This window comes from Bradyrhizobium sp. SZCCHNRI1009 (assembly GCF_032487575.1).
GTDB lineage: Bacteria > Pseudomonadota > Alphaproteobacteria > Rhizobiales > Xanthobacteraceae > Bradyrhizobium.
In genome coordinates this window covers 347,249-374,240 of sequence record NZ_JAUEUL010000004.1, presented here as the reverse complement: position 1 = coordinate 374,240, position 26,992 = coordinate 347,249, and the positions used below count along the sequence as shown (strand labels likewise).

11 protein-coding genes and 1 pseudogene are annotated in these 26,992 nt (G+C 60.3%); 7 read left to right on the top strand and 5 right to left on the bottom strand.

The genetic code is table 11. The features are described 5' to 3' along the window. Positions 1-12 precede the first annotated feature (12 nt). From QX010_RS10645 to QX010_RS10635, 3 genes and pseudogenes are all read right to left on the bottom strand, one after another. Positions 13-1,710, bottom strand: a complete 1,698-nt coding sequence (locus QX010_RS10645) for a methyl-accepting chemotaxis protein (protein ID WP_315801701.1) — start codon at positions 1,708-1,710, stop codon at positions 13-15. A gap of 835 nt (positions 1,711-2,545) precedes the next feature. Continuing rightward, on the bottom strand, positions 2,546-3,751 hold the full coding sequence (locus QX010_RS10640; protein ID WP_316179324.1) for an MFS transporter: 1,206 nt from the start codon (positions 3,749-3,751) through the stop codon (positions 2,546-2,548). A 104-nt stretch (positions 3,752-3,855) separates the two neighbouring features. Beyond that, positions 3,856-4,133: pseudogene (locus tag QX010_RS10635) on the bottom strand (MFS transporter); the annotation flags it as partial. A 209-nt stretch (positions 4,134-4,342) separates the two neighbouring features. Here QX010_RS10635 and QX010_RS10630 point away from each other — a divergent pair. The 4 genes from QX010_RS10630 to QX010_RS10615 all read left to right on the top strand — a co-directional run bounded on the left by QX010_RS10630 (position 4,343) and on the right by QX010_RS10615 (position 10,553). Continuing rightward, a complete protein-coding gene (locus QX010_RS10630) occupies positions 4,343-5,539 on the top strand; it encodes an FAD-binding domain (protein WP_316179322.1) in 1,197 nt (398 codons plus the stop codon). 80 nt (positions 5,540-5,619) lie between these two features. Continuing rightward, the gene (locus tag QX010_RS10625; protein WP_316179320.1) at positions 5,620-7,494 is read left to right on the top strand and encodes a chloride channel protein; all 1,875 of its coding nucleotides are present in this window, start codon (positions 5,620-5,622) and stop codon (positions 7,492-7,494) included. Between the two features lie 625 nt (positions 7,495-8,119). Further along, positions 8,120-8,353, top strand: a complete 234-nt coding sequence (locus tag QX010_RS10620) for a hypothetical protein (RefSeq protein ID WP_316179318.1) — start codon at positions 8,120-8,122, stop codon at positions 8,351-8,353. Between the two features lie 1,420 nt (positions 8,354-9,773). Continuing rightward, positions 9,774-10,553 carry a hypothetical protein gene (locus QX010_RS10615; protein ID WP_316179317.1) on the top strand — a complete coding sequence of 260 codons (780 nt, stop codon included), beginning with the start codon at positions 9,774-9,776 and terminating at the stop codon, positions 10,551-10,553. Positions 10,554-11,260: 707 nt separating this feature from the next. Here QX010_RS10615 and QX010_RS10610 read toward each other — a convergent pair. Together QX010_RS10610 and QX010_RS10605 are read right to left on the bottom strand one after the other, a co-directional pair. After that, a complete protein-coding gene (locus tag QX010_RS10610; RefSeq protein ID WP_316179315.1) occupies positions 11,261-12,193 on the bottom strand; it encodes a Pnap_2097 family protein in 933 nt (310 codons plus the stop codon). Between the two features lie 203 nt (positions 12,194-12,396). Continuing rightward, positions 12,397-13,143, bottom strand: coding sequence for a 4'-phosphopantetheinyl transferase family protein (locus QX010_RS10605; RefSeq protein WP_410051939.1), 747 nt, complete (start codon positions 13,141-13,143; stop codon positions 12,397-12,399). A gap of 381 nt (positions 13,144-13,524) precedes the next feature. On the opposite strand from QX010_RS10605, the gene QX010_RS10600 reads away from it, so the two are divergent. The 3 genes from QX010_RS10600 to QX010_RS10590 are packed head-to-tail and all read left to right on the top strand — an operon-like array spanning position 13,525 to position 26,989. Continuing rightward, on the top strand, positions 13,525-17,127 hold the full coding sequence (locus QX010_RS10600; RefSeq protein WP_316179311.1) for an AMP-binding protein: 3,603 nt from the start codon (positions 13,525-13,527) through the stop codon (positions 17,125-17,127). Then, a complete protein-coding gene (locus tag QX010_RS10595; protein WP_316179309.1) occupies positions 17,124-21,668 on the top strand; it encodes a non-ribosomal peptide synthetase in 4,545 nt (1,514 codons plus the stop codon). Before QX010_RS10600 ends, QX010_RS10595 begins: the two co-directional genes overlap by 4 nt. Then, positions 21,665-26,989: an SDR family oxidoreductase gene (locus tag QX010_RS10590; RefSeq protein ID WP_316179307.1), complete on the top strand. Its 5,325-nt coding sequence runs from the start codon at positions 21,665-21,667 to the stop codon at positions 26,987-26,989. Before QX010_RS10595 ends, QX010_RS10590 begins: the two co-directional genes overlap by 4 nt. The last annotated feature ends 3 nt before the right edge of the window (positions 26,990-26,992 follow it).

Here is a 26,992-nt window from a genome sequence, read left to right as displayed (position 1 = left end):
CCGCCGCCGGCGTCACGCCGCGCGGACGTTGCCGAGGAATCGTCCGGTCTGGGTCTTGAGCTGATCCGACTGACTGCCGAGCTGGGAGGCTGCGCTCAGCACCTGCGCCGCCGCGGCGCCGACCTGGCCGGATGCCTCGCGCACGCCGACGATGTGCTGCATGACCCCCTGCGTGCCCTGCGCCGCCTGCTGCACGCTGCGGGCGATTTCCTTCGTCGCCGCGCCCTGCTCCTCAACCGCGGCCGCGATCGCGTCGGTGATCTCGTTCATCTGGCCGATGGTCGCGCCGATCTCGCGGATGGCGTTGACGGTGGAGCCGGTGGCGTCGCGGATGGCTTCGATCTGGCTGGTGATCTCCTCGGTCGCCTTGGCGGTCTGCGCCGACAGCGCCTTGACCTCGTTGGCGACCACCGCGAAGCCCTTGCCGGCCTCGCCGGCACGCGCCGATTCGATGGTGGCGTTCAGCGCCAGCAGGTTGGTCTGGCCGGCGATGGTCTGGATCAGCGCCATGACCTCGCCGATCTTCTGCGAGGCGTGGACCAGCCGGTCGACCATCGCCTCCGTCCGCGTCGCCTGCCCGACCGCGTTCTGGGCGATCGACGACGACTGCGTAACCTGCTTGGCGATCTCCTGGATCGATGACGACAGTTGCTCGGCGGAGGCCGACACCGTCTGCACGTTCCTGGCGGTCTGCTCCGCGGCCGCGGCCACCTTCGCGCTCTGGTCGGTGGTGCCGGAGACGATGCTCGACATCGACTGTGCCGAGGTCTGCAGCTCGCCGGCGGCGGTCGCGGTGGTCTGGATCACGCCCCCGATCGAGCGCTCGAACTCGTCGGCGATCCGCACCAGCACCGTACGGCGCTCCTCGGCGGCCTGCTGCTTGGACTGCTCCTGCTCGGCCCGGAGCCGCTCGCTCTCAGCGAGATGCTCCTTGAAGATCTGCAGGCTGCGCGCCATGCGGCCGATCTCGTTCCGGCGGTCGGTGAACGGCACCTCGAAGCTCAGATTGCCCTTGCTCAGCTCGTCCATCACGGCGCAGGTGCGGTCGAGCGGAACGACGACGCTGCGTCCGAGCCAGAAGGCGACGATCGCGGCGACCAGCAGACCGGCAAGCGCGCCGAAGCCGGCCCACATCGCGCGCTGATAGACGACCGCATCGACGTCGTCGACATACACGCCAGCCTGGATCGCCAGCATCTTGTCTCCGCTGCCATAGGCGCCGACATAGGACATCTTCGGCAGCTCGGTCGTGCCCCCGGCACGCGGCACCTTGTACTCGACGAATCCACCGCCGGCGCGCGCCATGCGGACGATGTCCTGGATCAGGAGCTTGCCGGTGGAATCCTTGAAGTCCCAGCGGTTGACGTTGATGTATTTCGGGTTGGCGTGGACATAGGTCACGCCCGCATCCGACGATCCTGTTCCGTAGACGCCGAGATAGTCGTTGTATTGTCCCCATCGCATGGCGCCGATCGCGGCATAGGCCTGCTGCCGCGCCTGCTCCGGCGCCATCTTGCCGGCGGTCGCCGCGGCGTCATAATAGCTCAGCACCTTGACGGCGGACTCGACGAGGTTCCGGACCATGGTCTGCCGCTCCTCGAGAACGGTTCCGCGCAGCATCATGATCTGCATGGCGGAGACGGCGAACAGTGCGATCGACATCACGGCGATGATCGCCGCGAGACGCTGATAGACAGTCAGGTGTCGCATTTTCTGGTTCTCGTTGCGTGGACTGTATGCACGATACCAACCGTACATTAATGGTTTGCTATCCGTGCCGCCCGAACACCGGCGAACTAATTAGTTTTTGGACGAATCATGTCCACTCACGCGAACCCATGCCAGAGAACAACCAACGCGACCCGAGGTGGCGATCGCTCGAATTAACATGCGATATCAGAGGTATCGTCCAAGGGGACGGCCGGTTCCCTGCCAGTTCCGGTGGGTCAGGTGTCGAGTTCCCACGGAGTTTCGTCGTCGCGACGCGTCAGGCGCCCGAGCTTTGTGCAGCGAAGCCCTCACGTCATCGAGGGCGCAGGGAAGACCAGGCATCGGCTGATTCCTGCGGCCCCCGTGCGGAAAGGAATGCACGGGGCAGGAACCACAGGTTCAGCCGGGTTTGCCCGGCCTTCCCTGCGCAATGGTGTTACGGCTGCTTCGCACTCTCCCCGGGGACCGGCGTTCTTGCCCCCGTTTGCGACGACGCGCCAAAGGCGCCACGCAGGCATCAGCGTCGGGATGCCAGGACCATGCGACTTGACCGTCCGTGCCGGCGCCGCTCGTCAGTCGGCGCCCGCCCGTCCATCACATCCCACCCCAACGCTCCTGACGATGCGCAGCGCCCCTCGTCGATGAGGCGGGACGGCGATAGAGAGCCATAAATTCCGATAAAACGAAAGAACAAAATTTGTGCAGGCGGCCGTGGCTGCGGCGATCTCGTTGGAGCAACGGATGAACTTCGTGTTTTGGCGCAGGACGGATGCGGACTGGTTCGGCGCTCCCGCCGAGCCCATGACCGGCCCGACGGGCGACTCAGTCGAACGCCTCAGGACGAGACCGCCGCGCGCATCGGACGGCGCCGCCGCAGCAGCAGCAGGATGACCACGGCCGCGCAGGAGCAGGCCAGGCTCAGCGCCAGCGGCGCGTTGCTGCCGTAGCGGGTCAGGAGCTCGACCAGGATGGGCGCCGACACCGCCGACAGCAGGTTGAGCGGCAGTCCGATCTGGGCGGACGCCTTGGCGAACGCGGCCTTGTCGTAGAACACCAGCGGCATCGTGGCCCGCGCCACGGCGAGCGCGCCGCTGCCGAGGCCGTAGATCAGGATGAAGCCGCCGATCGCCGCGTGTGAGCCGTCGCTCAGCATCAGCAGCAGCATCGCCACCGGCAGCGCCAGGCCGGCGACGATCGCGGTGCTGATGCCGTCCCAGCGGCCGCCGCCGAGAAAATCGATGGCGCGGGCGCTGATCTGGATCACGCCCAGCATCGAGCCGAACCCGACCGCCTCGGCCGCCGAGAGGCCTTCGGCCTTCAGCAGTTCGATCAGCACCGCTCCCATCCCGAACGCGACGAAGGCGTTGAGGCCGGAGGCGCCGACCAGCAGATAGAAGGTGCTACGCGTCGGCGTCGATGCGGGGGCGGACGCTGCCGCATCCGAGGACGGCGGCAGATGATCGCGGACGCGCCGCGGCAGCAGGAACACGAACAGCGGCAGCGAGATCAAGAGCAGCAGGCCGGCATAGACGAGACAGGTGCTGCGCCAGCCGATATGTGCCGAGAGCGCCGAGGTGACCGGCCAGAAGATGCTGCTCGACAGGCCCGTGACCAGCATCAACGCCCCGATGGCGCTGCGCGCACGCAGGCCGGCGATCTCGTTGAGCACGATGTAGGAGGCGGTCGAGAGCGTGGCGCTGCCGGCCACGCCGAGCAGCAGCCAGGCGGCATAATAAGTGAGCGGGCCCTGCGCAGCCGACAGCAGTGCATAGCCGGGCGCCGCCAGCAGGGTGCCCGCGATCATCACCCGCCGGCCGCCATGCTTGACGAACGGCCGCGCCAGCAGCGGCGAGCACAGCCCCATCGACATGTACAGCACCGTCGTGCTGGCGAAGACCGCCGTCAGCTCCATCTCCAGATCCGCCGCCATGGCCCGGCCGATCACCGCCGGCAGGCTGAGCGTGCCCCAGGCGATGAGCTGCGTGACGGCGAGGACGATCAGGACGCGCAGGAGGGAGGGATCGGCGATGACGGGGGGCATTTCTGGGCGAGGGCACTACAGGAGAGGGCGCGCGACACGCGCCACAGTGCTGGTTTTAGAGCATTCGAGCCGCACGAGCCCCGCTGTTTCGGAATTGCGTCCCGTCACCGATGAGGGGGCTCGGACCACGTGCCGGCCATGACATGCGCCGGTCGCCGCCGGCGAAGCAGCAACAGCATGAGCGGGGCGACGGAGGAGCAAGCGAAGGTCACCCCGGCGACGCGTTGCCGCCATAGCTGGTGAGCAGCGCAGCCAGGACAGGCGCCCAGACGGCCGACAGCAGATTGAGCGGCAACGCGATCTGCGCCGACGCTTTGGCAGACGCCGCCTTGTCGTAGAACACGAGCGGCATGGTCGCCCGTGCCACCGCCAGCGCGCCGCTGCTGCTCCATCTCGATGATCCATCGAAGAACAGAGCCAGGAGCGGCCAACCACACCAAGCTCCGCTGTACTGCGTACGATAGCGTACCGACTATTCCACTTTGCATCCTATAAGCGCTGTTGCTGATAGCCTGTAAAATTTGTCCATGCGTTACCAACGTGCAACAGGACGCTCGATCAGCGAAGTTGGTCCACCTCATGAGAACCGCCTTGATTTCCGGCGCCGGGATCGCAGGGCCTGCGCTCGCATATTGGTTGAAGGCGGCCGATTTCGAGCCGACGCTCGTTGAGCGGGCCCCGGCCTTGCGCCAAGGTGGCTATGTCATCGACTTTTGGGGGCTTGGCTATGATCTCGCGGAGCGCATGGGTCTGCTCGGCGACATCAATCGCGTCGGTTATCATATGCGGGAGATGCGCATTGTAGACGGCGGGGGCCGGTCCGTTGCCGGATTCGGCGCAGCGATATTCTCGGAATTGACTGCCGGGCGCTATGTGACGCTCCAACGAAGCGACCTTTCCCGGCTGCTGTTTGAGAGATCACAGGGACAGGTCGAAAGCATCTTCGGCGATACGATCGTCGCCTTGGAAGAGCAGGCGGATTGCGTCCGGGTCCGGTTCGAGCGCGAGCGTGAACGACGATTCGATCTCGTGATTGGCGCGGACGGATTGCATTCGCGTACGCGCGCACTCGCCTTCGGACCGCAATCCAGGTTCGAAAAGCACCTGGGCTATGCCGTCGCGGCGTTCGAGGCGCGCGGCTATCGCCCTCGCGACGAGGATATTTATCTGATGTACGGACGACCGGGCCGGATGCTCGGTCGTTTCACGTTGCGCGACGATCGCACGCTGTTTCTGTTTGTTTTCCTTTCGACGAGAGAGGAGTTGCCCACCACGATGGATGCCCAGAAGGCGCTCCTCGACGACCTCTATCGGCACGATGGCTGGGAATGCTGCAAGATTCTGGCCGAACTCGAGCAAACTGAGTCGCTCTATTTCGACAGCGTCAGTCAGATCCAGATGCAAAACTGGTCCCACGGCCGCATCGCGCTGGTGGGAGACGCGGCATTCTGCGTCTCGCTGCTGGCCGGGCAGGGCTCGGCGCTGGCAATGATCTCGGCTTACGTCCTTGCCGGTGAACTCGCAGCTGCAGACGGGCAGTATCAACTCGCATTTCGGAGATACGAAACATTGTTGCGAAGCTACATCAATGCCAAGCAGCGTGGAGCCGAGCGCTTTGCCGGTGCTTTTGCACCGAAGACAGAGTTCGGGCTGCGATTCCGCAACTTGGTGGTCAAAGCGTTTGCTCTTCCCGGCCTGGCCAGGCTCGCTATCGGGCGTGACATCACAGATTCCTTGGAACTTCCGCAGTATAGTTGGCCATTGTTCAGCAGAAGGGCGATCGATTAGCACTTGCCCTGACGCTGCACTCTGCGTCAAAGCCGTCCAAGTCCCTGTTGCCCAGTGCGGACGGCGTCCGGAACGCTTTTATGGCCGACCAGTCCGTATCTTGCGATCCCCACCTTGAGCCATTTCGTGTGACCCGGATGCCCACAGGACTGACTTCCGACAATATCAAAGCGATCGCAGCCGGCGGCCGCAAATCGCTGCTGGAGGAACGGCGGGTGAGCCTGCTCGTTCTTTGTGGCCTCGCCTTGGTTATCGGGGTGATGACTGGACTAGGCGCGGTTGTGTTCCGCGCCCTGATCGGCTTCGTGCACAACGTCTCTTACAATGGCAGACTCAGTTTCGTTTACGACGCCAATATCAGCGAGGGTCCCAGCCGCTTTGGCGACTTCGTTCTGTTGTCCCCGATGGTCGGGGGCCTGATTGTCGTTTTTCTCGTGAGGCGCTTTGCTCCCGAAGCAAAGGGACACGGCGTCCCCGAAGTGATGGATGCGATCTTCTACAAGCGCGGCAATATCCGCGGCACGGTCGCCGTGATCAAGGCGCTGGCCTCCGCAATATCGATCGGTAGCGGCGCCGCCGTCGGGCGCGAGGGGCCGATCATCCAGATCGGCTCGGCGCTTGGTTCGGCCTTCTCTCAATTCATCGGACTCTCCACGCGGCAGAAGATAACGCTGTTGTCCGCGGGCGCCGGCGCGGGCATCGCCGCAACGTTCAACACGCCGCTTGGCGGTGTGCTGTTCGCCCTCGAAATTCTCCTGCCGGAAGTGTCGAACCGCACCTTCCTTCCCGTCGTCGTGGCGACGGGCGCTGCGACGACGATCGGGCGAATTCTCATCGGCCCGGACCCGGCCTTTGCGGTGCCGGACGTTCAATTTCCCATGGTTGCGTCGTTCAATCCGCAGGAGGCGGTTGCGTTCGTCCTGCTTGGAGTGCTGTGCGGCGCAGCAGCCTGGTCGTTCATTCGGCTGCTCGTTTTCATGGAGGATGGATTTCCGAAACTGTCCGGAAACGAGTACGTCCAGAACATCGTGGGCATGGCTGTGATCGGCCTGATGATGGTGGGACTCAGTCACGCGTTCGGCCATTCCTACGTCGATGGGGTTGGCTATTCGGTCATTCAGGACATCCTAGACCACAAGATGACCGCGACGGGTCTTCTTGCGCTGCTATTCGCGCTGAAGCTGCTCGCCACCACCGTCAGCCTTGGCTGCGGGGCCTCAGGCGGGATCTTCTCTCCCTCGCTCTATCTTGGCGCCACTCTTGGCGCGGCATTTGCGACCGGGACCAGTTCGATCTTGCCTCATTCCGGGCTGACGCCGTCCTCGGCCGCTATCGTTGGAATGGCGGCCATGGTCGGCGCGGGAACCGGCGGCGTGATGACGGCCATCGTCATGGTGTTCGAGATGACGCGTGACTACGCGATCATTGTGCCGGTGATCGTCGCGGTGGCGCTGGCTGCCGGCGTAAGGCGCGCGCTCGTCAATGAGACGATCTACACGGTCAAGCTGCGTCATCGCGGCCACCGTATCCCCAAGGAGCGGCATATCAATCTTTACCTGGTTAAGCAGGCGCAAGACATCATGGAGCGTCGCTTTATCGTAGCCAGGGCCGGCACAACGCTGAAGCAAGCCTTGCCCGCGGAAGATACCGATGACGCTCGAGCCATCGTCGTCGAGCGGGATGGCCGGATCGTGGGGCTGATTCCGCCGCGTTCGGGTCTGTGGATGGAATCTCAAACCAACCCTGACCTGTTTGTCGAAACCTTTGCCGAACGGCGGATGGTCATTTGTCGCGATCAGGACCTCCTGAGCCTGGTGTTTGCGAGACTCAAGCGCCACGGCGCCGGTGCCGCCATCGTCTTCCAGGGCGGCTCCCGCCCGCGGGTGAATGACATCGTCGGCATCGTCACCAAGCGTACGATCGCTGACGCGGTCATCGACAGCTACGAGGACTGATCCGCGCGGGGATCTGAAGCACGGCAGCCGCTGCGCCGATGCGCTCGACGCTCACAAGCAGCTACCGTTAATTCCGGCCGTTCTGCGCGGGCTCGCCGCCGCCACGGGGTCGTGGGCCGGCCCGACCGGCCCGGAGCGCATCTCCGAATAGTTGAACAGTCTCGGATGCGTTCAACTTTCAAGACGATTGGAAAGCTATGGCCGCCGCGGTGATCTACAGCCTCCATGTTTCGTGTTGCCGAAGGATCACCACATACAAAGTCAGTACGATAGCGTACGACTCCTCGCGGAGGTCATCTTCAAAGTCGCCTCAAGGAAGAGAGAAGTGAAGGTTGTGGGGACAGGGGGCGATTCGTGGACTCTTCAAGAGAAATTGCGTTGCGATTGCCGCAGGCATATTGCGAGTCATGTACGATGAGGACCCCTCACGTCCACGAACGGTTAGCCATCAACGGAACTCAAGTTGCACGTTCGGTCTGTTTCGCATGCAAGAGCGAGCGGCCAAAGGAACAACCGCAACAGCCGCGGTCGTAGCTCGCAACTTCACAAATAGGCCAGCACCGATCATTTCGGCGTGCGGCATTAGCAGGAGTCGCCAAGCCGACCGTCATACGGAGAAGCGCTCATGACCGCGAATGTTTTCGACGAGCACGAAGGCCGCGTGAGGTTCATCACTGCGATTGCCATGGAGGTGAAAGCCCTTACTCTGAGCGAATCCAGAGATGAGATGGTCTCGATGATCGATCCAGGCGCCGAAAAGTTGGTTTATGCCAAGGCTTACCAAGCCTGGGCTGATTGCAAGATCGAAGGGACGGCAGACGACATATTTGAGGCAGTCCAGGAAGTGCTGGACGTCTGAAGATGCGTCGTGTGAGCGAAATATCCTGAAGACTGTCATCCTCGGCATGGAAAAACGGAGAGCCACGGGAGCGCAACCCTGCGCAGTCTGCCGAAGGGCACCTACAAGATGACTCTCTGCCAGCTTTCGCCCCATCGACGCCGCGCGGTTCGGCCAAGACCGCTCTGAGCTTGAGCGAGCATCGCGAAGTTCACCTCCTGGATTTCTCCCGCCGACGTGTGCCAAACGGCCGGGGCTGCTCGGTCCACTCCAATGAGGTTGTGCGGGATGATCCGATCCCGTTGGCGACCTTGGGGGAAGACCGTCTGGATCGAGGAGAAGTTGAGCCTTCCGTTAAAGGACGGGAATTGGCTCGCCCCAAGCCGAACGTTCGAGTTCCGCCATGCAACGAGCGGACGCCGCCTATCGAAGGCCCGCCATAGCGCAGTTTGGCGTAGAAAATCGTGCAGCTGGCGGAGAGAGTGTCCGCGAATCAACGCAAGATATCGCTTTATTATCAACCGGTTGACTGATTTGTACGCTAGCGGTTCCACAGAATTACCCCCAACCACTCGGCGGATTGGAGCGGAAACAGACGGACAACCGCGGCCAAGTCTCACGAAGTGTAATCAGATCATCCCAAGCCGGTGACCTCGCTTGCTTCGCGTTCGGAAGGATTTTTGGAGCCTTATCTGGCCTTGTCCTCGCCGAGTTGCGTTCGGAGAGCGGACGGAGCGCGTTGAGATCGCCCGGGTCTACTACCGGACTTGGTACGGACGCTTTGGGGCGCAGCCTGCGCTGCCCACTCCTTGTCCGCGTGGGCACCGTTGAGATCACCGGTGGGTCCAACGAACTGGCCTGCCATGACGTCACAGACCTGTTGCTTAGACTGGGTCGAGCAGAGCAGTTTAATCAGGCAGCCCTCTACCTTCACCCGTTCCGTCGAGTCGCGCCACAGCGCGACCGAATAGGGCTTGCCGCCCTCAGCCTTGCAGATCTCACCCTCAGTCCGGCCCCGGGACGTCGGCTTCAATCCCAAAGATGAGTCGATGACCGAGTAGCGTGCGCGATCGCTTCTCTGGATCGGGAATATTACTGTCGCGGCCGGGGGCGACCTCTTTCATCGTTGGGACTCTTCAGCCAGGCGAGATAGCCACAGATCACGTCCTGTGCCGCTCCGCAGCGTTCAATGCGATCGCGGGCCCGCCCGTCTTCGATGGAGAATGTTCCGCTTGGGTCCGCAACACCTGCCGCCTGGGCTCGGCAGCAAAGAGCCATCGTCGCGGACAAGCGCGTCTTGCCGCGACGACCAGGGACAGACTCTCACCTACAGTAGACCATCTTCGGACGCCTTAGTCTCAAGGGATTGCGCGAACACAAAGTTGAAGGCAGAGTACACGTCGGCATTTGATCTTTTCAGTTGCTGGAGATTCAATAACTCATGGATGCCCCCCCGAATCAGATCACGCGCGCCAACTACCAGCCGTGGCTAAAAGCAGCTCTTGGAGACAGCTACACGCCGAGCGCGTTCTATGGCATAATGTTCGACTGGTACGATGCTCAACTCCGAAGCCCGTTGCCATCGGCGGTGTTTGCCGATCCTGAAAAACTTTACGTCAGAACTGACGTCGCTCTTCAGCAGACCATCGCACTTGAGGAAGCCGGCGAAATCGAACAAGGAAATACGATAGGCTTCGACGCCTACGGCCGAGTGAACGTGACGATCGACCTGCTTCTTGAGACCAATCTATACTTTTGCGGCAAGCCGATTGGCAAAGATGAAGGCGAAACGAAAGTCCGCGATACCGTGTTCGCCAGCGTCCGCTGCAAGATCGTTGAGAAGTGGGGAAGGGGCAATTATCTTTCCAGCATGGCTCAGACTGGCGGCGGCATCGTGCAAGACCTGCACGATGACTATTTTGTTCTGGTGCGCGGTAACGCGGTGGACGGATATTCCGTGTTCATGAGTTTTGTGGCACCCACACCGGGTCAGAGGACCGCAAGTGACAACCATTTTTCGATAATGATGATGAAAGGCGGTCCAAGTGGCGCAACCGACTTTAGGCAATCGCTGCGTCGTAGTGGACAAAGCTACAAGGCACTGGGGCTCGAGTTCGGTCGTAGGAATTTCGCATTCAACGCTGGCCGCTTTCGTACAGCCGAGAGCGGATTTATCGCCGCCGCGGCGCAATTGAGAGACACCGGAAACATTACGCCATAGCGTGGGGGACAAGCCAGCATCGGTGGCACTGCATTGATAGCGAGGATCACGCAGGGTTCCGAGAACAAACCGGAGCGCCACGCCGGGACAATCACGTTCCCCAACCACCACGCATTTTTCGAGGCTGAGCTTCGCAGCAAGAGAGGAACTCCCACACCGAGCGGTAGTCGACCTTCAGTCCGCGCCCATCGAGCTTGGCAACGAGCTCGGGGGCGAAATCGCCGGTTTTGATCCGCTGCGATAACCACGGCGCATGCTCCCCGAAATCGCCTTCGGCTTGTGGCCGCCCAACTGACCGGGAGCAATGCTGCGGTCTACTCCACCCGCCGCTTCCGACCAGTCACCCGTGCTGATCGCGACCTCAGACTACTTTGCAGCTTGATTGCGCGAAATACCGCCCTCAATTCCCGCCATAACAAGTTTGCGAAGATAAAGTACGGCTCCCCCCATCCATGCTGGTCTCCTTCTCAACCAGCATAGTGAACCAGAAACCGACTGATTTGGGAATCTCAAATCGATTCCAGTTAAGCTCATACCGCTTTGATCTGGAAAATATTTGTTGGAAGCCGCGCGGCGAGGGTTGACGGCCGACGGTGTTTTTGAGCCGGACACGACAAGTTGTTTTTCGAGGTGGAATTGGCCCCCCCTGGCCCAGAAAAGGCGACGAAACATCACTGTTTCTAGTTCCGTGCGAGACGAGACGAAATTCAAATCGATAGAGTTCGTTCCATGGAAGGTTCCGTCTCAAGACGCTTAGTCGTAAACACATCAGCCATAAGCCTCCCGTCGCTTTCCGCAATAATCTGACACCAGTGACGGAACGTCCGCTCTACGTTGGTGGAAGTCTGTCCCCCACGCAAAATAACCGTTACCTTCTCGCCAAGATCTAGATTGCTATAGAAAAATAGATCTCTTCTCTGAGTATGCGCAATGGCATCCGGCTGATGATTCCACTCCCACTCGGCTCGATCAATAATGCTTTGAAAACTAGCAAAATAGAGAAAGGCCGCGCCGTTGAAGTCCGTGTGCGGGCATGGCAGATAAGAAAATCGCTTTAAATCGTCCGAAATTGCATGCGAAAAGCCGAGATACTCCTCCCATTTACCCAGACGCAATTGATGGGCGGTACTTGGAAGATCACTTATTGACAGCCCAACTGTCACTAAATTGCTCTGTTCACCAACAACGTATCCACGTTGAATCCGACTGTTGCGACCGGGAATGGTGCGCCGCAGGAATGCTGATACCATCTCTACGTGCGCGACTGCTTTGTCGTTATGACGGATAACGTGTCGGCTCAGATGTTGGCTGCGTGAAATTTGGTCGAGACTCGTTGCAAGGCTTATCTTTTCGTTCTCGTGAATTGTACCCAATTGAGCATCTACGACGCGACAAGCGACAAACGCGGCGTACAGCTTATGCCCATGTCGATCTTGGAAATCCGGAGTGGGTTGGCCGAACAAACTAGCTAAAGCCAGCCAGTGACGGTGACCGCACTCCTTGAGCAACCAGTTTTCCGAAAGGCCTCCATACGAAAGTTGGGGCATACCTACCAGAAGAGTTTGGTTCGAATCAGTCGAAGGCGTATCTTGGTACTTTGGACTTGCTTGTAGCGAATGCTCTTCGTGCGAACTGCACATTAGCGACAATCTCCATTACTTTCGACGATCAATCGCTCTTTGCGAGCCATAGCTTGAGAATCTCCACATGGCCAGCCCCGGGCGTCCCGCAGGCGAAGCCGATGCATCAAGCCCTCCCGGCAAATTAACTGCCGCTCGTTGAGCCATGAGGAAACCGGCTCTGTCAAGGACCACACTTACTGGCCCGGGACATGCGAGCGAACTCATGGAACTGTCCAATTCAGTTGCACATTCAACTCGTGTCGAGGTACTGCCACTGCCACCGCCAAGGCGTGCGTCGCGGTCGGAAAGTAACGCTCGAACGACCAACATGCGGGGTCGTCTCGGCAGTCGTCATTGAAAATCACACAGGGTCGTTTACCCGAGAGATCGAAAGCGAAGCTATCAAGCGTTAGCGAGAGCTCCATGCCACGGGCCTTGATGTATGCCTCCTCAAGAGTCCAAAGAGCAAAAAACATATCTCGGCGGTTTGATTTCGTACTGCTCTCAAGCGCCACGACCTCAGCGGGCGCAAATACCATGGGCGCGATTTGTGCGATATCGACATTCCGCGACACTTTCTCGACGTCGACCCCAACATCAGAATCCCTTGCGACGGCGAGAACTACAAGCCCCTCTGTGTGAGACAAGTTGAATCGAAGATCGAGCGCAGACGTGGGCGAAGTAATATGCGGTCGTCCATAGGTATTCGTATCAAACTTCCAGTCCTCTGGCTTAACGTTGGCATAACGAGATAAAGTTGTCCGCAGCGGCGCTCTCGCGACTACGTGCTGCAGCTTCGGCTGCGGCACATCGAACCGTACCCATCGGGCGCGCTCGTCGGAGCTCATTATGGACCCGTAGTTCCGCAGTTCGTTCGCGCCAATTTGATCCAGGTCAGTAAGCCAGACGTCTACCTGGCCGAAAGCGAGCCCTCTGGTGGCTTTATCGCAACCAACACAAGGTGACACCAAAACTGGCCTTCCTGTTACCGCGCACCTAAGCGGCTAAAAAATAACTATTCAATCGAATGAGGCGCCGTTGCGCAATGTAAGTTATGAAGCTCCTAGCAGTCTAGAGGGCGACATCGATTCTCGGCCATGTATCCGCCGCCGCTTCTAACGCAGAACCTCGCCGCCGTAACTAAGCGCCCCCACCAAGGGGCCGATCTTTAACCGAAAATATGGTCTCTCCCTTTTGCCCGCGATGCCAGTCATAAGGTTCTCGCCTAGGCCTTTGTGGCGCCCTCTCTGCCTAGCAAGTACGCTGAGCTCATATCAGCATCAGCACTTTTAGGTTGAACAATGCGCCTTCCATGATATACTTCGTATGGTCATTGTTCAGGAGAACAAGTGGCTGCGCGGGCAAATATTCTCGATATTCTTGCTGCACACGTCAGAAATGACGAAGACGGCGAGCTCTTTCGCTTTATTCAGGCGCGGCAATCAACGCCAGAGAGCTTGACCTACGGTGCTCTCTATAGACGTTCCGCAACGGTCGGAGCTTTACTTCGCGAAAGAATACGGCCGGGTGACACCGCCATAGTGCTGCATCCGGCTGGCTTGGAGTTCATCGCAGCTTTTTTTTCCTGCCTTGTTGCCGGCGTCATTCCCGTTCCGCTGTATCCCCCGAAACGAGAGGCCGATTTCGTGCGAGTTTCGGCAATCGCCCAGACCGCCGGGTCGCGATGCATCCTGACGACTTACCGCGAGGTAGAGAGGCTTCGCCACCGATTGGTCGTGAACGAACTCATCGCAACCGACCTGATCGAGACAGATCAATCCCACGGAATCAAGACCTCGCATTCTGAAAGCGGCCCACTAGCATATCTGCAATTCACATCCGGCTCGACCGGACATCCGAAGGGGGTCGCGATCACACACGACAATCTTTTGGACAATCTCGCGGCGATCCGCGACGTGTTTGGGCACACGCAAGAATCGCGGGGCGTGGTCTGGCTGCCGCCCTATCACGACATGGGCCTCGTCGGTGGAATCCTACAGCCGATCTTCGCCGGATTTCCATGTACACTTATGGCTCCGGCAACTTTCGTGCAAAAGCCGACGCTCTGGCTGAACGCCATTTCGGAGCAGCGCGCAACGACGGCGGGCGGCCCCAATTTCGCATTCGAACACTGTGTTCGCGCAGTGTCCGACTCTCAACGTGTCGGCCTCGACCTGTCGAACTGGAAGAATGCGTTTGTCGGAAGCGAGCGCATTCGCGCAGACACGCTCGATCGATTCACGAAAGCGTTCGCGCCTTATGGCTTCAACCCCGGCGCCTTCTTGCCATGTTACGGCCTCGCGGAGGCAACGTTGATGGTAAGCGGCGGTCCAGGGGGCCGGAAGCCGCGCACGTTGGCATTGGATCCTGGTGAACTCGCGAATCGGCGGGTGCGGGAGGTGTCACGGTCGACAGCGTCAGGCGTGCTCCTCGTCGGCTGCGGCAAGCCTGTTGGAGGTCATAGCGTGGCGATCGTCAATCCCGATACCGATGTATGCGTCGGTCCGGATCTTATCGGCGAAATCTGGGTCAGAGGCCCAAGTGTGGCACGAGGCTATTACGGCGAACCGCAATCGTCGGGCAAACGATTTCAGCGAAGACTTGCCGACGGTCGAGGACCTTTTCTCGCAACGGGCGATCTTGGGTTTCTCTTGGATGATTCGCTTTTTATTGTTGGCCGTGCTGATGACCTCATTATTATTCGCGGCAAGAACCATTATCCCGACGATATCGAGCGTACGGTCGAAACCTCACATCCGGCGATCGGCCCGGGGAGGGCCGTCGTGTTCGGCCATTCGGTTGAACCGTCATCCGACGGTGGACAACTCGGTGTGGCCATCGAAATCGATCATCGCGCATCTGCGGCGCCGGCTCAGGATGTCCTCGCGGCGGTTCGAAACGCAGTAGCGGAAGCGCATGAACTGACAGTCGCGAACGTCGCCATCGTTCCATTGGGAAGATTGCCGCGAAGCTCGAACGGAAAGATTCAGCGACAGAAAGCATTGCAACTCTTCATGAACAGCAACCCCGTAGACGCCAGGACCATTCGAGCTACATCACTTTCCAAAGTTTCACCGCGCGTCGATCCAAAGCCAGCGGACGCCCCGACAGTAGAGGGCTTGATCCAATGGGTGCGTGACTATGCGGACAGGCGCTTCGATCCGGTCTGGATGCGCGAACGTCGAACCATTCCTCCGCACCTCGTGCTCGATTTTGGCAACCGCGGTCTGTTTGGGTTGCAAGTCTCGCCGTTGCTCGGGGGCATCGCATTGACGACGACCGATACGATGCGCGTATTGGAGCAGTTAGCTGCCATCGACTTGACGCTTGCGACGATGGTCGGGTTACACAATGCGCTCGCGATACGGCCGGTGCTCAACTATGCGCTCGAAAATGTCCGGCAGCGAGTTCTGCCGCTATTGGCGAGCGGCCGTGAACTCGGTGCTTTCGCGCTGACGGAGCCGGGCGCCGGCGCAAACCCCCGCCTCGTCAGTGCAACAGCCGAAGAACTTGCAGACGGCCGGTGGCGGCTGAACGGACGCAAATGGTGGGTTGGCTCCGCCGCTTGGGCCGCCAGCATCCATTTCTTTGCTCGCTCCTTCGATCGCTCGGGCCGTGAACTCGGCATGAGCGGTTTCATGTTGAGCGACGGCACGCCGGGTTTGCGACTCGGCCCCGAGGCACTCACCCTCGGCGTTCGAGGGATGGTCCAGAGTGAAGTCATCGTCGAGAGCGCCGTTGTCGAAAGGGATCGTCTGCTCGGTGAGCCCGGACAGGGAATAGCGATTGCGCAAGATGCGATGATGCATGGCCGACTGGGACTCGGCGCCCTCAGTATTGGTGGGATGAAACGGTGCGCACAGCTCATGGCGCGCTATGCTGATCGTCGCGCGTTTAGCGGCGCGAAACTGATCGACCAGGCGTTCGTCCGAGCGCGGTTGACGTCGCTCGTCGCTGCGACCACGGCGCTTGAGGCTCTGGTTCGCCGCCTCGCCGCCATGCTGGACGAGGGTGGCGAGGTACCACAAGAAGCGTTCATAGCGGTCAAGGTGGTGGCGCCGGAGCTGCTTTGGCGGGCGGCTGACGATCTCGTGCAGATCCTCGGCGGCCGAGGGTATGTCCATCCGAACCTTGCGCCAGGCTTGTTCGAAGACGCGCGACTGTTCCGCATTTTCGAAGGGCCGACGGAGGCAATGGCGGCATTTCTCGGCGCGCGCGCCCTGAACGAGCCCGAGGGTCTTTATCGCTTCATATCGGAAGACCTCGGCGCGCCCGAACGGGCTTCCGCAATCGCCACGGCGGCGCGACAGGCAGCCGCTCGGGGCGCCGATTGCCACGTAGCGCTGGGCAAGGCGATCGGTTTCGGTATCCTGGAGGCAGCGGCCCGGAGTGCGGCGTTCGCCTCTGCAGACCTCGCATGCGCGTGGGCGCGTCGGGAATTCGGCGCGGCACTTGCCGAGGCCGACCACATGGCACTCCCGTCCACGATGCTCAAGGAAACGATTGATTCGTACGCGAGTGGCATCGGCGATTTCGAGCCAACGCTGCCCGGCGTCGGGCAGACAATCGATCCGTTGCTCGCGCGCACAGACTCTGCCGTGCATATTGAAGCGTCGAACATCGGCGATATGGCGATGCCGGCTGACGTCGAGTCTGCTGCGGATCTCGAGGCCTGGCTTATTGGCTGGGTCGCGGCGCGAACTCGGCTCCCGATTGACAGCATCGACAAGGTCAAGCCGCTGACAAGCCTAGGCATGGATTCGCTTATGGCGCTGGAGTTCGCCGCCGCTATCGCGGCCAAAACCGGCCTCGATATCCCCGAATCTATGATCTTCGAGCTTACAACTATCCGGGCCATAGCCGAGCAGCTTTCGAAGCCGATCCATCGCTCCGACGAAAGACAAGGTCCGACGCGTCGCGACGGCGTGCAATGGGAAAGCATTCGCATATGACGACGGAACAGTTGCTCGCAGATCTCCGTCGGCGTGGCGCAGTGCTTTCCGCCGACAATGGCGAGATTGTCGTGCACGCCAGGCCAGGCACCTTGACACCGGATCTGATTGATCAGTTGCGTAGCCACAAGCGGGAAATTTTGGAAAAGCTTCAGTGCGAGCGTGTGACCTTTCCGTTATCCGACATTCAACGTGCGTATATCGTCGGCCGTCACCTCGTCTCTGAAATCGGCAATGTTGGATGCCACTTCTATTACGAGTTCGATGGCGGCCCGTGGGACCTCGCGCGCCTGTCGGACAGTTGGAATGCGGTGATCGAGCGGCACATCTGTCTGCAATCGACTCTTGCGTCGGATATGACGGCGATGATTTGCAAACGCAGGGAAAGATTCGAGATAGCTGTCACGGACTTGCGGAACTGCAGCATCGCTTCCGCCGAGGCGGTTCTACTGGCAACGCGCTCCACGATGTCGCACAAACTTTACGATCTGTATTCATGGCCGCTGTTCGACATTCAGGCGACGTTGCTACCCGACGGCCGCGCGCGACTACATGTGAGCCTTGATCTCATTGTGGCCGATGCGGCCAGCATCGTGCAATTGATGCACGAATGGAACAGTCTCTACCACCAAATGCCGCTACCAACGGCACGGGCAAGCTATGACCAATACGCTGCGCGGGCGGCGGATTTGGAACGATCTGAGCAATTTGCTGCCGCGAAACAATACTGGCGGGATCGCGTGCCCAACCTTGCGCCTCCGCCGGCATTGGCGCTCGACTGCTCTCCAGCACAGATCGAGCATCCTCGTTTTCACCGCAGGATCGGAATGCTGCCGGCCGCACAATGGCGAGAACTGAAGCAGCGCGCTGGCGAGGCGGGGCTTACCCCTTCGGTGCTTCTCTGCGCTGCTTTCGCGGATATGTTGCGAATCTGGACCGGCCAGGACGAATTCACACTGACAATGACGTTATTCAATCGCCTGCCCGTGGTCCCAGACGTCGAGAGCGTAGTCGGCGATTTTACCTCGACGCTGTTGTTGCAGGTGCCCGATGGAGACACGTTCCTTGCGCGCGCCCAAGCGTTGCAACAACGCTTGCGGGCCGATATGCAGCATCGCCTGTTTTCAGGCGTGCGCGTGTTGCGGGAACTTCAGGCCAGCGCGACCGAACCCGTTCGTATGCCAGTGGTCTTTACGAGCTTGCTCGCGCAGCAAAATCGAGCAGGTGGCACGGACCTCGGCACCGACTGGCTCGGAGAACGCGTGTTCGGAATCAGCCAAACCCCGCAGGTGTGGCTCGATCATCAGATCACTGAGGAACGCGGCGCGCTGCTGTTCAACTGGGACGCCGTCGATAAGTTGTTTCCCCCGGGTTTGCTCGACGCGATGTTCTCGGCCTATTCGGAATTCGTATCACGGCTCGCGACCGGCGAGAGCGGACTTAAAACGCCATGTCCGGTCCAGTTGCCGAACGAGCAGGCCCGGCGGCGCAAGGACTACAATGCAACGACCAGGATGGAAGACAGCGGTTTGCTGCAGGATCGCTTCCTTGCCCAAGCTACGCATAGCCCGGACAAAACCGCCGTTGTGAGCTCCTTGACGACGCTTTCTTACGATACTGTACGGCGGCGAGCGAACGCGGTTGCCGCGCGACTTTGCTCGTTAGATATTGGCCCGGGCGATCTCGTTGCCGTGGTGATGGTCAAGGGCTGGGAGCAAGTGGTCGGCGTGTTCGGCACCCTCTTTGCCGGCGCTGCGTTCCTGCCGATCGACGCAACGCTGCCACAGGCTAGGATCGCGGCGATGCTCGCGATCGGTCGCGTGCGTGTAGTCCTCACTGAGGCTCACTCGGCGAATATCGCGTGGCCCGAAGGGATTGTTACAATCGTAGTCGATGATGGTTTGGAGGCTGAGCATGCGCCGCCGCAACCACGGGCGAGTCAGGAGGATCTCGCCTATGTGATCTACACATCAGGATCGACCGGGGTACCCAAAGGGGTCATGATTGATCACAGAGCCGTCGTCAACACAATTTCCGATATCAACCGTCGTTTTTCGATCTGCAGTGCTGACTGCGTGCTTGGTCTAAGCAACCTCTCGTTTGATCTTGCCATCTACGACGTGTTCGGCGTGCTGGCCGCCGGCGGCACGCTCGTTTTGCCCGATCCGTCACGGCTGCGCGATCCCGCGCACTGGCTTTCGCTGATGTGTGAGCATCGCGTGACGATTTGGAATTCCGTGCCAATGCTGATGCAAATGCTGATCGAGCACACTCGTGGTCACACCAGTTCGCTCCAGCACTCATTGCGACTCGTCATGCTGAGCGGAGACTCTATTCCGCTCGACGTGCCGGATGCGATCCGGTCGCTGGCGCCCCACGCGCAGGTGATGAGCCTCGGCGGCGCGACGGAGGCATCGATCTGGTCGATTTTCTACGAGATCGACGCCATCGATCCGACGTGGCGAAGCATTCCTTACGGCTTCCCGATGGCTAACCAACGCATGCATGTCTACGACGGACGCATGCGGCCCTGCCCGGAATGGGTCGAAGGTGATCTCTATATTGGCGGCTTGGGGCTGGCTAAAGGCTACTGGGAAGATCCCGAGAAGACCGCCAAGCAGTTCGTCAACCATCCGGACACAGGTGAGCGGCTCTATCGCACTGGCGACAGAGTTCGCTTTCTGCCGCAGGGATATTTGGAATTCCTTGGGCGGCGGGACTTCCAAGTGAAGCTTCGCGGCCACAGGATCGAGCTTGGCGAGATCGAGCGAACCTTGCGAGAGCACCCACTGGTCGCCGACGCCGTTGTCATCGCCGAGGGCGGCGCGAACTCTCGCGCGTTGATCGGGTATGTGGTACCAGAACAACCATCCGTCCTGCTGTCGCTGGATGTGAGGTCAGCGCCCTGGCGCGATTTTCCGCTACTCTCGGCTGAAGTTCGTCAAATGCACGTTGAACTCGCGCCGTCGCTTGCGCCCTTCCTGCGCGAAACACATGCGCTCGAGCGCGAAAGCACTGATGCCATCTTCGAAGCCTTACACGCCCTTGGCTTGTTCAGCGCCGCTGGAGAAAGACGGACGCTCGAGGAGATCGTGACCCTCGGCAGGGTGCATCAAAAGTTCCACGGCCTGCTTGCGCGCTGGCTGCGGTGTCTGACCGAGGACGGGCTGCTAACGTGCGATGGTGGGCGATACCGCTGCGCCACGCCGGTCAGGAAAGAAGCCGCTGATCCCTTCGCTGATATTAACCTGCCAGACAATCCACTCATCGAATACTTCACCAACTGTCGCCGTCACCTAGACGCGCTGGTGCGCGGCGATATCAATCCTATCGCCATGCTCTTCCCGGGTGGTAATTGGCGTTTCGCGGAAGCGCTGTACGAACACAATCCTATTGCACGGCTCCTTAATGCCCAGGCGGCAAGAGCCATCCAGGATCTCGTCGCCGGAACTACTGGCCCGATTCGCATACTCGAACTTGGCGGCGGGGTCGGTTCGACGACAATGTCGCTGCTGCCGATGCTTCCTAAGGGCCGAACGCAGTATCTATTTACCGACGTCACGCCGTTCTTCCGCGACGTTGTCAAACGCAAGTTTTGGCAATTCGGTTTCGTCGAATACGGAGTCGTCGACGCGTTACGGGATCCATTGGTCCAGGGACTGCAGCCCTACAGCTTCGATCTGATCGTCGCCGCCAACGTAATGCACAACGCCGAGGAACCCGCCGCGGCGCTCGCTCGTCTCCGGCCGCTGCTGGCGCCACGAGGCGTACTGCTACTGATCGAGGCAACTCGCAACACGCGCGCGCATTTGGTCACGGTCGGATTGATCGAGGGCCTGAACGTCGTGGACGGTGAGGATCGTCCGTTCCTGCCGCTTAAGCGCTGGATCGCCGAACTTCTGGAGGCTGGCTTTAGTGAGATCGCGACTGGTCGAGATAGCGAAGACTTGGCAAACGATTTCGGGCTCGATCTGATCTTGGCCCGCGCAGAGCCGCCTTCGGTAGCCGAGCAACGGATCGCATATGACACGGCTAGGGAATGCCTCGGCGCAGCCTCACTACAGAGTTATCTCTCTCGTCACCTGCCGCCTTACATGGTTCCCAGAGACATCGTAGTTCTCGAGCATCTTCCGCTGACGGCGAACGGAAAGCTCGACCGTTCCGCCTTGCACGTGCCTGCCAAAAGCAAGGCTCGACGGGAGGCGCAGCGCCACTTTACGGAAGCCGAAGACCTCGTCGCTGAAATTTGGCGCAAGGTGCTAAATCGAGATGACGTAGGCTTGAACGACAACTTCTTCGATCTTGGCGGGGATTCTCTGCTGATGGTTCAACTGCAGCAAGCGCTCGCCGCGCGACTTTCGCGCGACATTGCTATTGTCGATCTATTTGCACATCCGACCGTCGCGGCCATGACGGCGGGCATGTATGGAGCCGACGAGCGCGAGCGACCAATGCAACTCTCCAAGATGGAGCGGAGGGTTGCACAACGCCGCGCGGCAAGGATTCGCCGACGCGAAACGCACGAGGAAACGCCGCAATGAAGCCAGTCGACGAATCCCTTGAGGCAGATGAGGGAATCGCCATCATCGGCATGGCAGGGCGCTTCCCCGGAGCCCGTTCGGTTGATGCCCTTTGGTCCATGCTGCGGGAGGGGCGCGAAGGAATTCGTTCGTTCAGCGTGGACGAATTGCGTGAGGCGGGAGTCGCTGAAGCGTTGCTCTGCCTACCAAACTATGTGCGAGTCGCACCGGTGGTAGATGACTACGACTGCTTCGACGCGGAATTCTTTGGTTATAGTGCGCGCGAGGCCGCGCTCATCGACCCGCAACACCGACTGTTCCTAGAAGAGGCATGGGCTGCGCTCGAGAGCGCTGGTTACGATTGCCGACGAACTACGGCGCGAATCGGCGTCTACGCTGGCGCGAACATGAGCTCTTATCTTCTGAAGAATCTCGAGCTTGACGGCGACGTGTCGACCCTCGTGCGCCGTATCGAGATATTCACCGGAAACGACAAAGATTATGTCGCAACGCGCGTGTCATACAAGCTCGGGCTTACAGGCCCGAGTCTAAACGTCAGCAATGCTTGCTCCACATCGCTGGTGGCAATCATCGTAGCTTGCCAGCAGCTGGCCGACTACAACTGCGAAATTGCGCTTGCAGGTGGCGTGGCGGTCGTTGTGCCACATCATTCCGGCTACCTCTATGAGGAGACCAATGGCGGGTTGTCGTCGGACGGCCATTGCCGCGCTTTTGACGCCCGTGCCGACGGTTGCGTGTTTGGAAGCGGTGTCGGAGTCGTAGCGCTTAAGCGCCTCGCGGATGCCAGGAAGGATGGCGATCACATCTACGCTGTGATTCGCGGACACGCCCTCAATAACGACGGCGCGGCGAAAGTCGGCTTCATGGCACCGAGCGTGGACGGCCAAGCAGAGGTCATCGCCGAAGCACAGAGGATGGCCGGCTTCGATCCTTCCACGATCGGTTTCATCGAAACCCACGGCACCGGCACCGCGCTTGGCGACGCCATCGAAATCGCAGCACTGAAGCGAGCCTTCACGGGTCACGACGGGCGCAACGCCTGCGCGCTCGGCGCCGTCAAGACTAATATCGGGCATTTAGTCGCCGCTGCGGGCGTGACCGGTCTGATCAAGGCAGCGCTTGCATTGCATCACAAGGAAATTCCGGCGACGCTGCACTTTGCGCAGTCGAATCCTCGCCTGGGCCTGGAGGCGAGCCCTTTCTACGTCAACAATCGGCTGACCCCATGGAACATCGGAACAACACCGCGTCGTGCCGGAGTGAGTGCCTTCGGCGTCGGCGGCACTAACGCACACGTTTGCATGGAGGAGGCACCATTGCCGCCGGCACCGGCTCGTGACCGACCTCACCAGCTCCTGATTTTTTCCGCTCGGAATCCCGCTGCGCTGGGTCGGCTGTCCGACTCTATGGCCGCCCACTTTGCGGCCGCTCCTGCCGAGCAATTCCCAGATACCGCCTTCACCCTACAGACAGGCCGAAGCGAAATGCGCGAACGGCGCTGCATCGTTAGCGACAGTTTCGATGATGCTTCCCGACGGCTGCGCACGATGGAAGGCCAGCGCGTGTTCGACGGCCACGCCGGTGAGCGCAAGCGACCACCGATCTTCATGTTCGCGGGAGCGGGTGCCGCCCGCGGTGAGTCGATCGCGGCAATCTATTCGGCTGAGCCAGTTTTTCGGACAGCTGTTGATACGTGTGCGGCAATTCTGAGACCTGAAATCGGAATCGACCTCTCAGCGTTGATGCGGCCGGAAGGTGAAGGCGTTGCGGGCGCCACGATGCAAACCGCATTCGACCGCGGCGCCGTGGGCTTGCCGGTGCTTGTCACGCTGGAGTATGCGCTCGCCACGCTTTGGAAGAGTTGGGGCGTGATTCCGGACACGGTCGTTGGCTACAGTACCGGCGAGTATTTGGCCGCACATTATAGCGGCGTCTTCGATCTGGAGACGCTGCTGAAGATCACCGCTTACCGCGGCCGCCTGCTCGACGAAATTGAGGGTGGTGGCATGATGCTCGTGCAGGCGGGCGAGGTCGAAATTGCATCCCGCCTGCACGATGGACTCGTGGTCGCAGCGGCGAATACACCCCGGCAAAGTCTCGTCTCCGGGCCGGCTACCTCAGTGCGGGCGCTCGAGCGTCAGTTGAAGCAAGACGGTATCGCATGCCTCCTCTCCCCGATCGCGGCAGCCGCGCACTCACCATTGGTCGAGCCAATCCTTCACCGCTTCCATAGCTTTGTCGCAGGATGCCGTCTGCGCGCGCCCGACAAGCCGTACCTATCGACCGTGACAGGAACTTGGATTGAAGACGAACAGGCGACCAGTCCGGATTTCTGGACTTCGCACGTTCGAAAGTCAGTTCGGTTCACGGATGCCGCCAGCAAGCTGCTCGAAATGCCCGGGCAAGCATTCATTGAAATTGGCCCGAGCGATCATCTTTGTTCGATGATGCGCGCGCAGCCCGGCTTCAACGAAACGCAGGTCGCGTTGCCGTCGATGCGCCATGTCGCCGGGCGCGTTCCGTCCAATGCTCATTTGCTCGAAACCTTGGGACGTCTATGGACCAGCGGCGTCGAGGTAGACTGGTTGAAATTTTCGCAATCGAAATTGAGGCGGCGCGTGCCGCTGCCTACTTATTCATTCGAACGAACGCGCCACTGGGCAGAACCGCAAATCGAATCCGAAACGCCGTCAGCGATCGGGTCCGCGCGGGAGGGGACTGCGGGCTGGTTGCATGTGCCGAGGTGGCGAGCGGTGTCGCTGGCGCGTGCGACCGAACCGAGACGCGATCGCTGGCTTCTGTTCGCGGACGAAGCCGGGCTTGGTGGCGCCTTGGCCGAGCGGCTTCAATCAATTGGATCTAACGTCACCCTTGTATATCCAGGCCGTCCCACATCAGCAGAGCCCGACGACGGCCGATGGCTGATCGACCCGTCGAATGGCGAGCACTATTCACAGCTAATGGGAGCGCTCGCCGAACGCGGCCAATTTCCCGATCGTATCGCCTATTGCTGGTCGATCGCGCCGGCGGCAAATGATGGCGACTGGTCAGCGCTTCCGCCACTGCTCACTCTGCTTGCGGCGCTGGACCGACATGGTTCGGGTAACCCTGTCCGGCTATCCATCATTACTACCGAAACGCAGGACGTCCTGATGGATGGCCGGGTTGCTCCGGGAAAAACAACCCTCCTTCCTCTGTCCAAGGTCGTGCCGCGCGAAACTCCCCACATCAAGGTGCAGACTATCGACATCGCGCTGCCGGAGGCCAGGACCGTGCCGGGCGCCTTAGTCGAGCAGCTGATCGCCGAAATCACCTCGCCGCTACTCGACCCCGCGGTCGCCTATCGTGGTCCGGGCCGCTGGATCGAGGATTACGAGCCCGCGCCACCGGCGCTCGAAACAAACTACTGTCCTTACCGCGAAGGCGGCGTCTATCTCATTTTGGGCGGCCTCGGCCGTATTGGGCTTTCCCTCGCCGAACATCTCTTTCATGGCTTTAAATGCAGACTGATCCTCGTCGGTCGCACCGGCCTACCGGACCGACCCCAATGGGACGCCTGGATCGCGGAGCATGACGACCGCGACATCATCTCCCAGCAGATGCATCGCATACGGCAGATAGAGGCGGGTGGCGGTGTAGTAGAGGTGGAATCCACCGATGTTGGTGATCGTGAGGCAGTGACGAGCCTCATTCGTCGATTGCGTGAACGCGGCATCAAACTAGACGGCGTCTTTCATCTCGCCGGTGCCATCGAGCGTCAGAGCTTTGAGCTCGCCGCTGACACAACGCCTGAAATTCTTGCCCGCAATTTTCGCGCCAAGGTAGACGGCACCGTGGCGTTGGCGGACGCGCTGCGGCCTGATCCACCGCGATTCTGCCTGCTCGCTTCGTCGCTCGCCGCGGTCTTCGGGGGTCTCGGCAATGCCGCTTATGCGGCGGCCAATCAATTCATCGATGCCTTCGCGCGTCGCGAACGAGCGCGAACTGGAGCCTTATGGTCATCTATCAATTGGACCTACTGGATGGACTCTGAAGCGGTTGATGCAACAACCAACGAATCGCACCGCAAGAACCTCGAAAGGATGCTTAGCGACCGCGGAATTTCTTCCACAGAAGGCCTCGCACTGATTCAACATGTACTCTCGGTGCCAGCCGAGCCGCAATGGGTGGTCTCGCGCGAGGCGCCGATCGCGCGAATAGCTGCGCAAATTGCTTCGCCTCAGCAACCGTCGCCCCGCGCCGCGGTACCGGTGCGGCGTCCCCAATTGCAGACGCCTTTCGTCGCACCGCGCAACGAGAACGAGAGGATCGTCTCCGAAATCTGGCAGGAACTGCTCGGCTTCGAACAAATAGGCATTCACGACAACTTCTTCGAACTTGGCGGCGACTCGCTGACGGCTGTCCGTCTTGCCGCACGCATTCGCGAACGGCTCCACGTACAGATCCAACTTCGTCGTCTGGTCGAGGAGCCTACCATCGAGCGCACTGTGCATGCGATCGAAGCCGCTGAGACCTTCGCCGCAGGCGGACCCGCGTTGCTCCAGAATTTACGCACCAGCATCACATCCGACCCCATAGCCAACCGGACCCTTGTCTGCGTACCTTACGCTGGCGGCAACGCCATCATGTACAAGGCGATGGCGGATGCGCTGCCGGCAAGTTTCACGGTTTTTGCCCTGGACATTATGGGCCAGGACTATGGCGACGTGCAATCATCGACCGCCGACATCGAAGACATCGCGCGGGCTTGCGTGCATGAGGTTGAACACCGGGTCACCGGGCCAATCGAGATTTACGGACATTGCGGCGGCACTGTTCTAGCGCTTGAGATCGCCCGCCAGCTTGAGAGCGCAGGTCGCAACGTGACGACGGTTTTTGCCGGCGCGGTGGTGCCGTTTAGCAGTAACGGCGCAGAGGAGCGGCGCTACATGAATCGCCTCGAAGGGATGTCGGACGACGCGCTGCAAGCGTTCCTCAAGATACTCGGCGGCATTGACGAGACGCTTGATCCGGAGGCTACAAAATTCGTGGTCGCGAGCTTCCGCCGCGATGCGCTTGCGACATTCGATTACTATCGCCGGCTAAACGAACGGTCCATCAATCGGAAACTCAATGCGTCGATATTTTGCTTAGTGGGCGACGCCGATCCGTTGGTTAACGGTTATCGCAAGCGTGTCAAGCATTGGGCGCAGTTTACCGATTCCGTCAAACTTGCAGTCTTAAAGAGCGGCGGACATTATTTCGTTCGGCATCAGCCCGTCGAAGTTGCCGCGTTGATTGCTGATACGCGGCGTTTTGAGCCTATTGACGGGAGTTTCTAGACC

Bases quoted from the DNA above. Each gene is read 5' to 3' on its own strand.
- QX010_RS10590 (WP_316179307.1), top strand. From the start codon at position 21,665: ATGAAGCCAGTCGACGAATCCCTTGAGGCAGATGAGGGAATCGCCATC.
- QX010_RS10615 (WP_316179317.1), top strand. From the start codon at position 9,774: ATGGATGCCCCCCCGAATCAGATCACGCGCGCCAACTACCAGCCGTGG.
- QX010_RS10610 (WP_316179315.1), bottom strand. From the start codon at position 12,193: ATGTGCAGTTCGCACGAAGAGCATTCGCTACAAGCAAGTCCAAAGTAC.
- QX010_RS10645 (WP_315801701.1), bottom strand. From the start codon at position 1,710: ATGCGACACCTGACTGTCTATCAGCGTCTCGCGGCGATCATCGCCGTG.
- QX010_RS10625 (WP_316179320.1), top strand. From the start codon at position 5,620: ATGGCCGACCAGTCCGTATCTTGCGATCCCCACCTTGAGCCATTTCGT.
- QX010_RS10620 (WP_316179318.1), top strand. From the start codon at position 8,120: ATGACCGCGAATGTTTTCGACGAGCACGAAGGCCGCGTGAGGTTCATC.
- QX010_RS10595 (WP_316179309.1), top strand. From the start codon at position 17,124: ATGACGACGGAACAGTTGCTCGCAGATCTCCGTCGGCGTGGCGCAGTG.
- QX010_RS10640 (WP_316179324.1), bottom strand. From the start codon at position 3,751: ATGCCCCCCGTCATCGCCGATCCCTCCCTCCTGCGCGTCCTGATCGTC.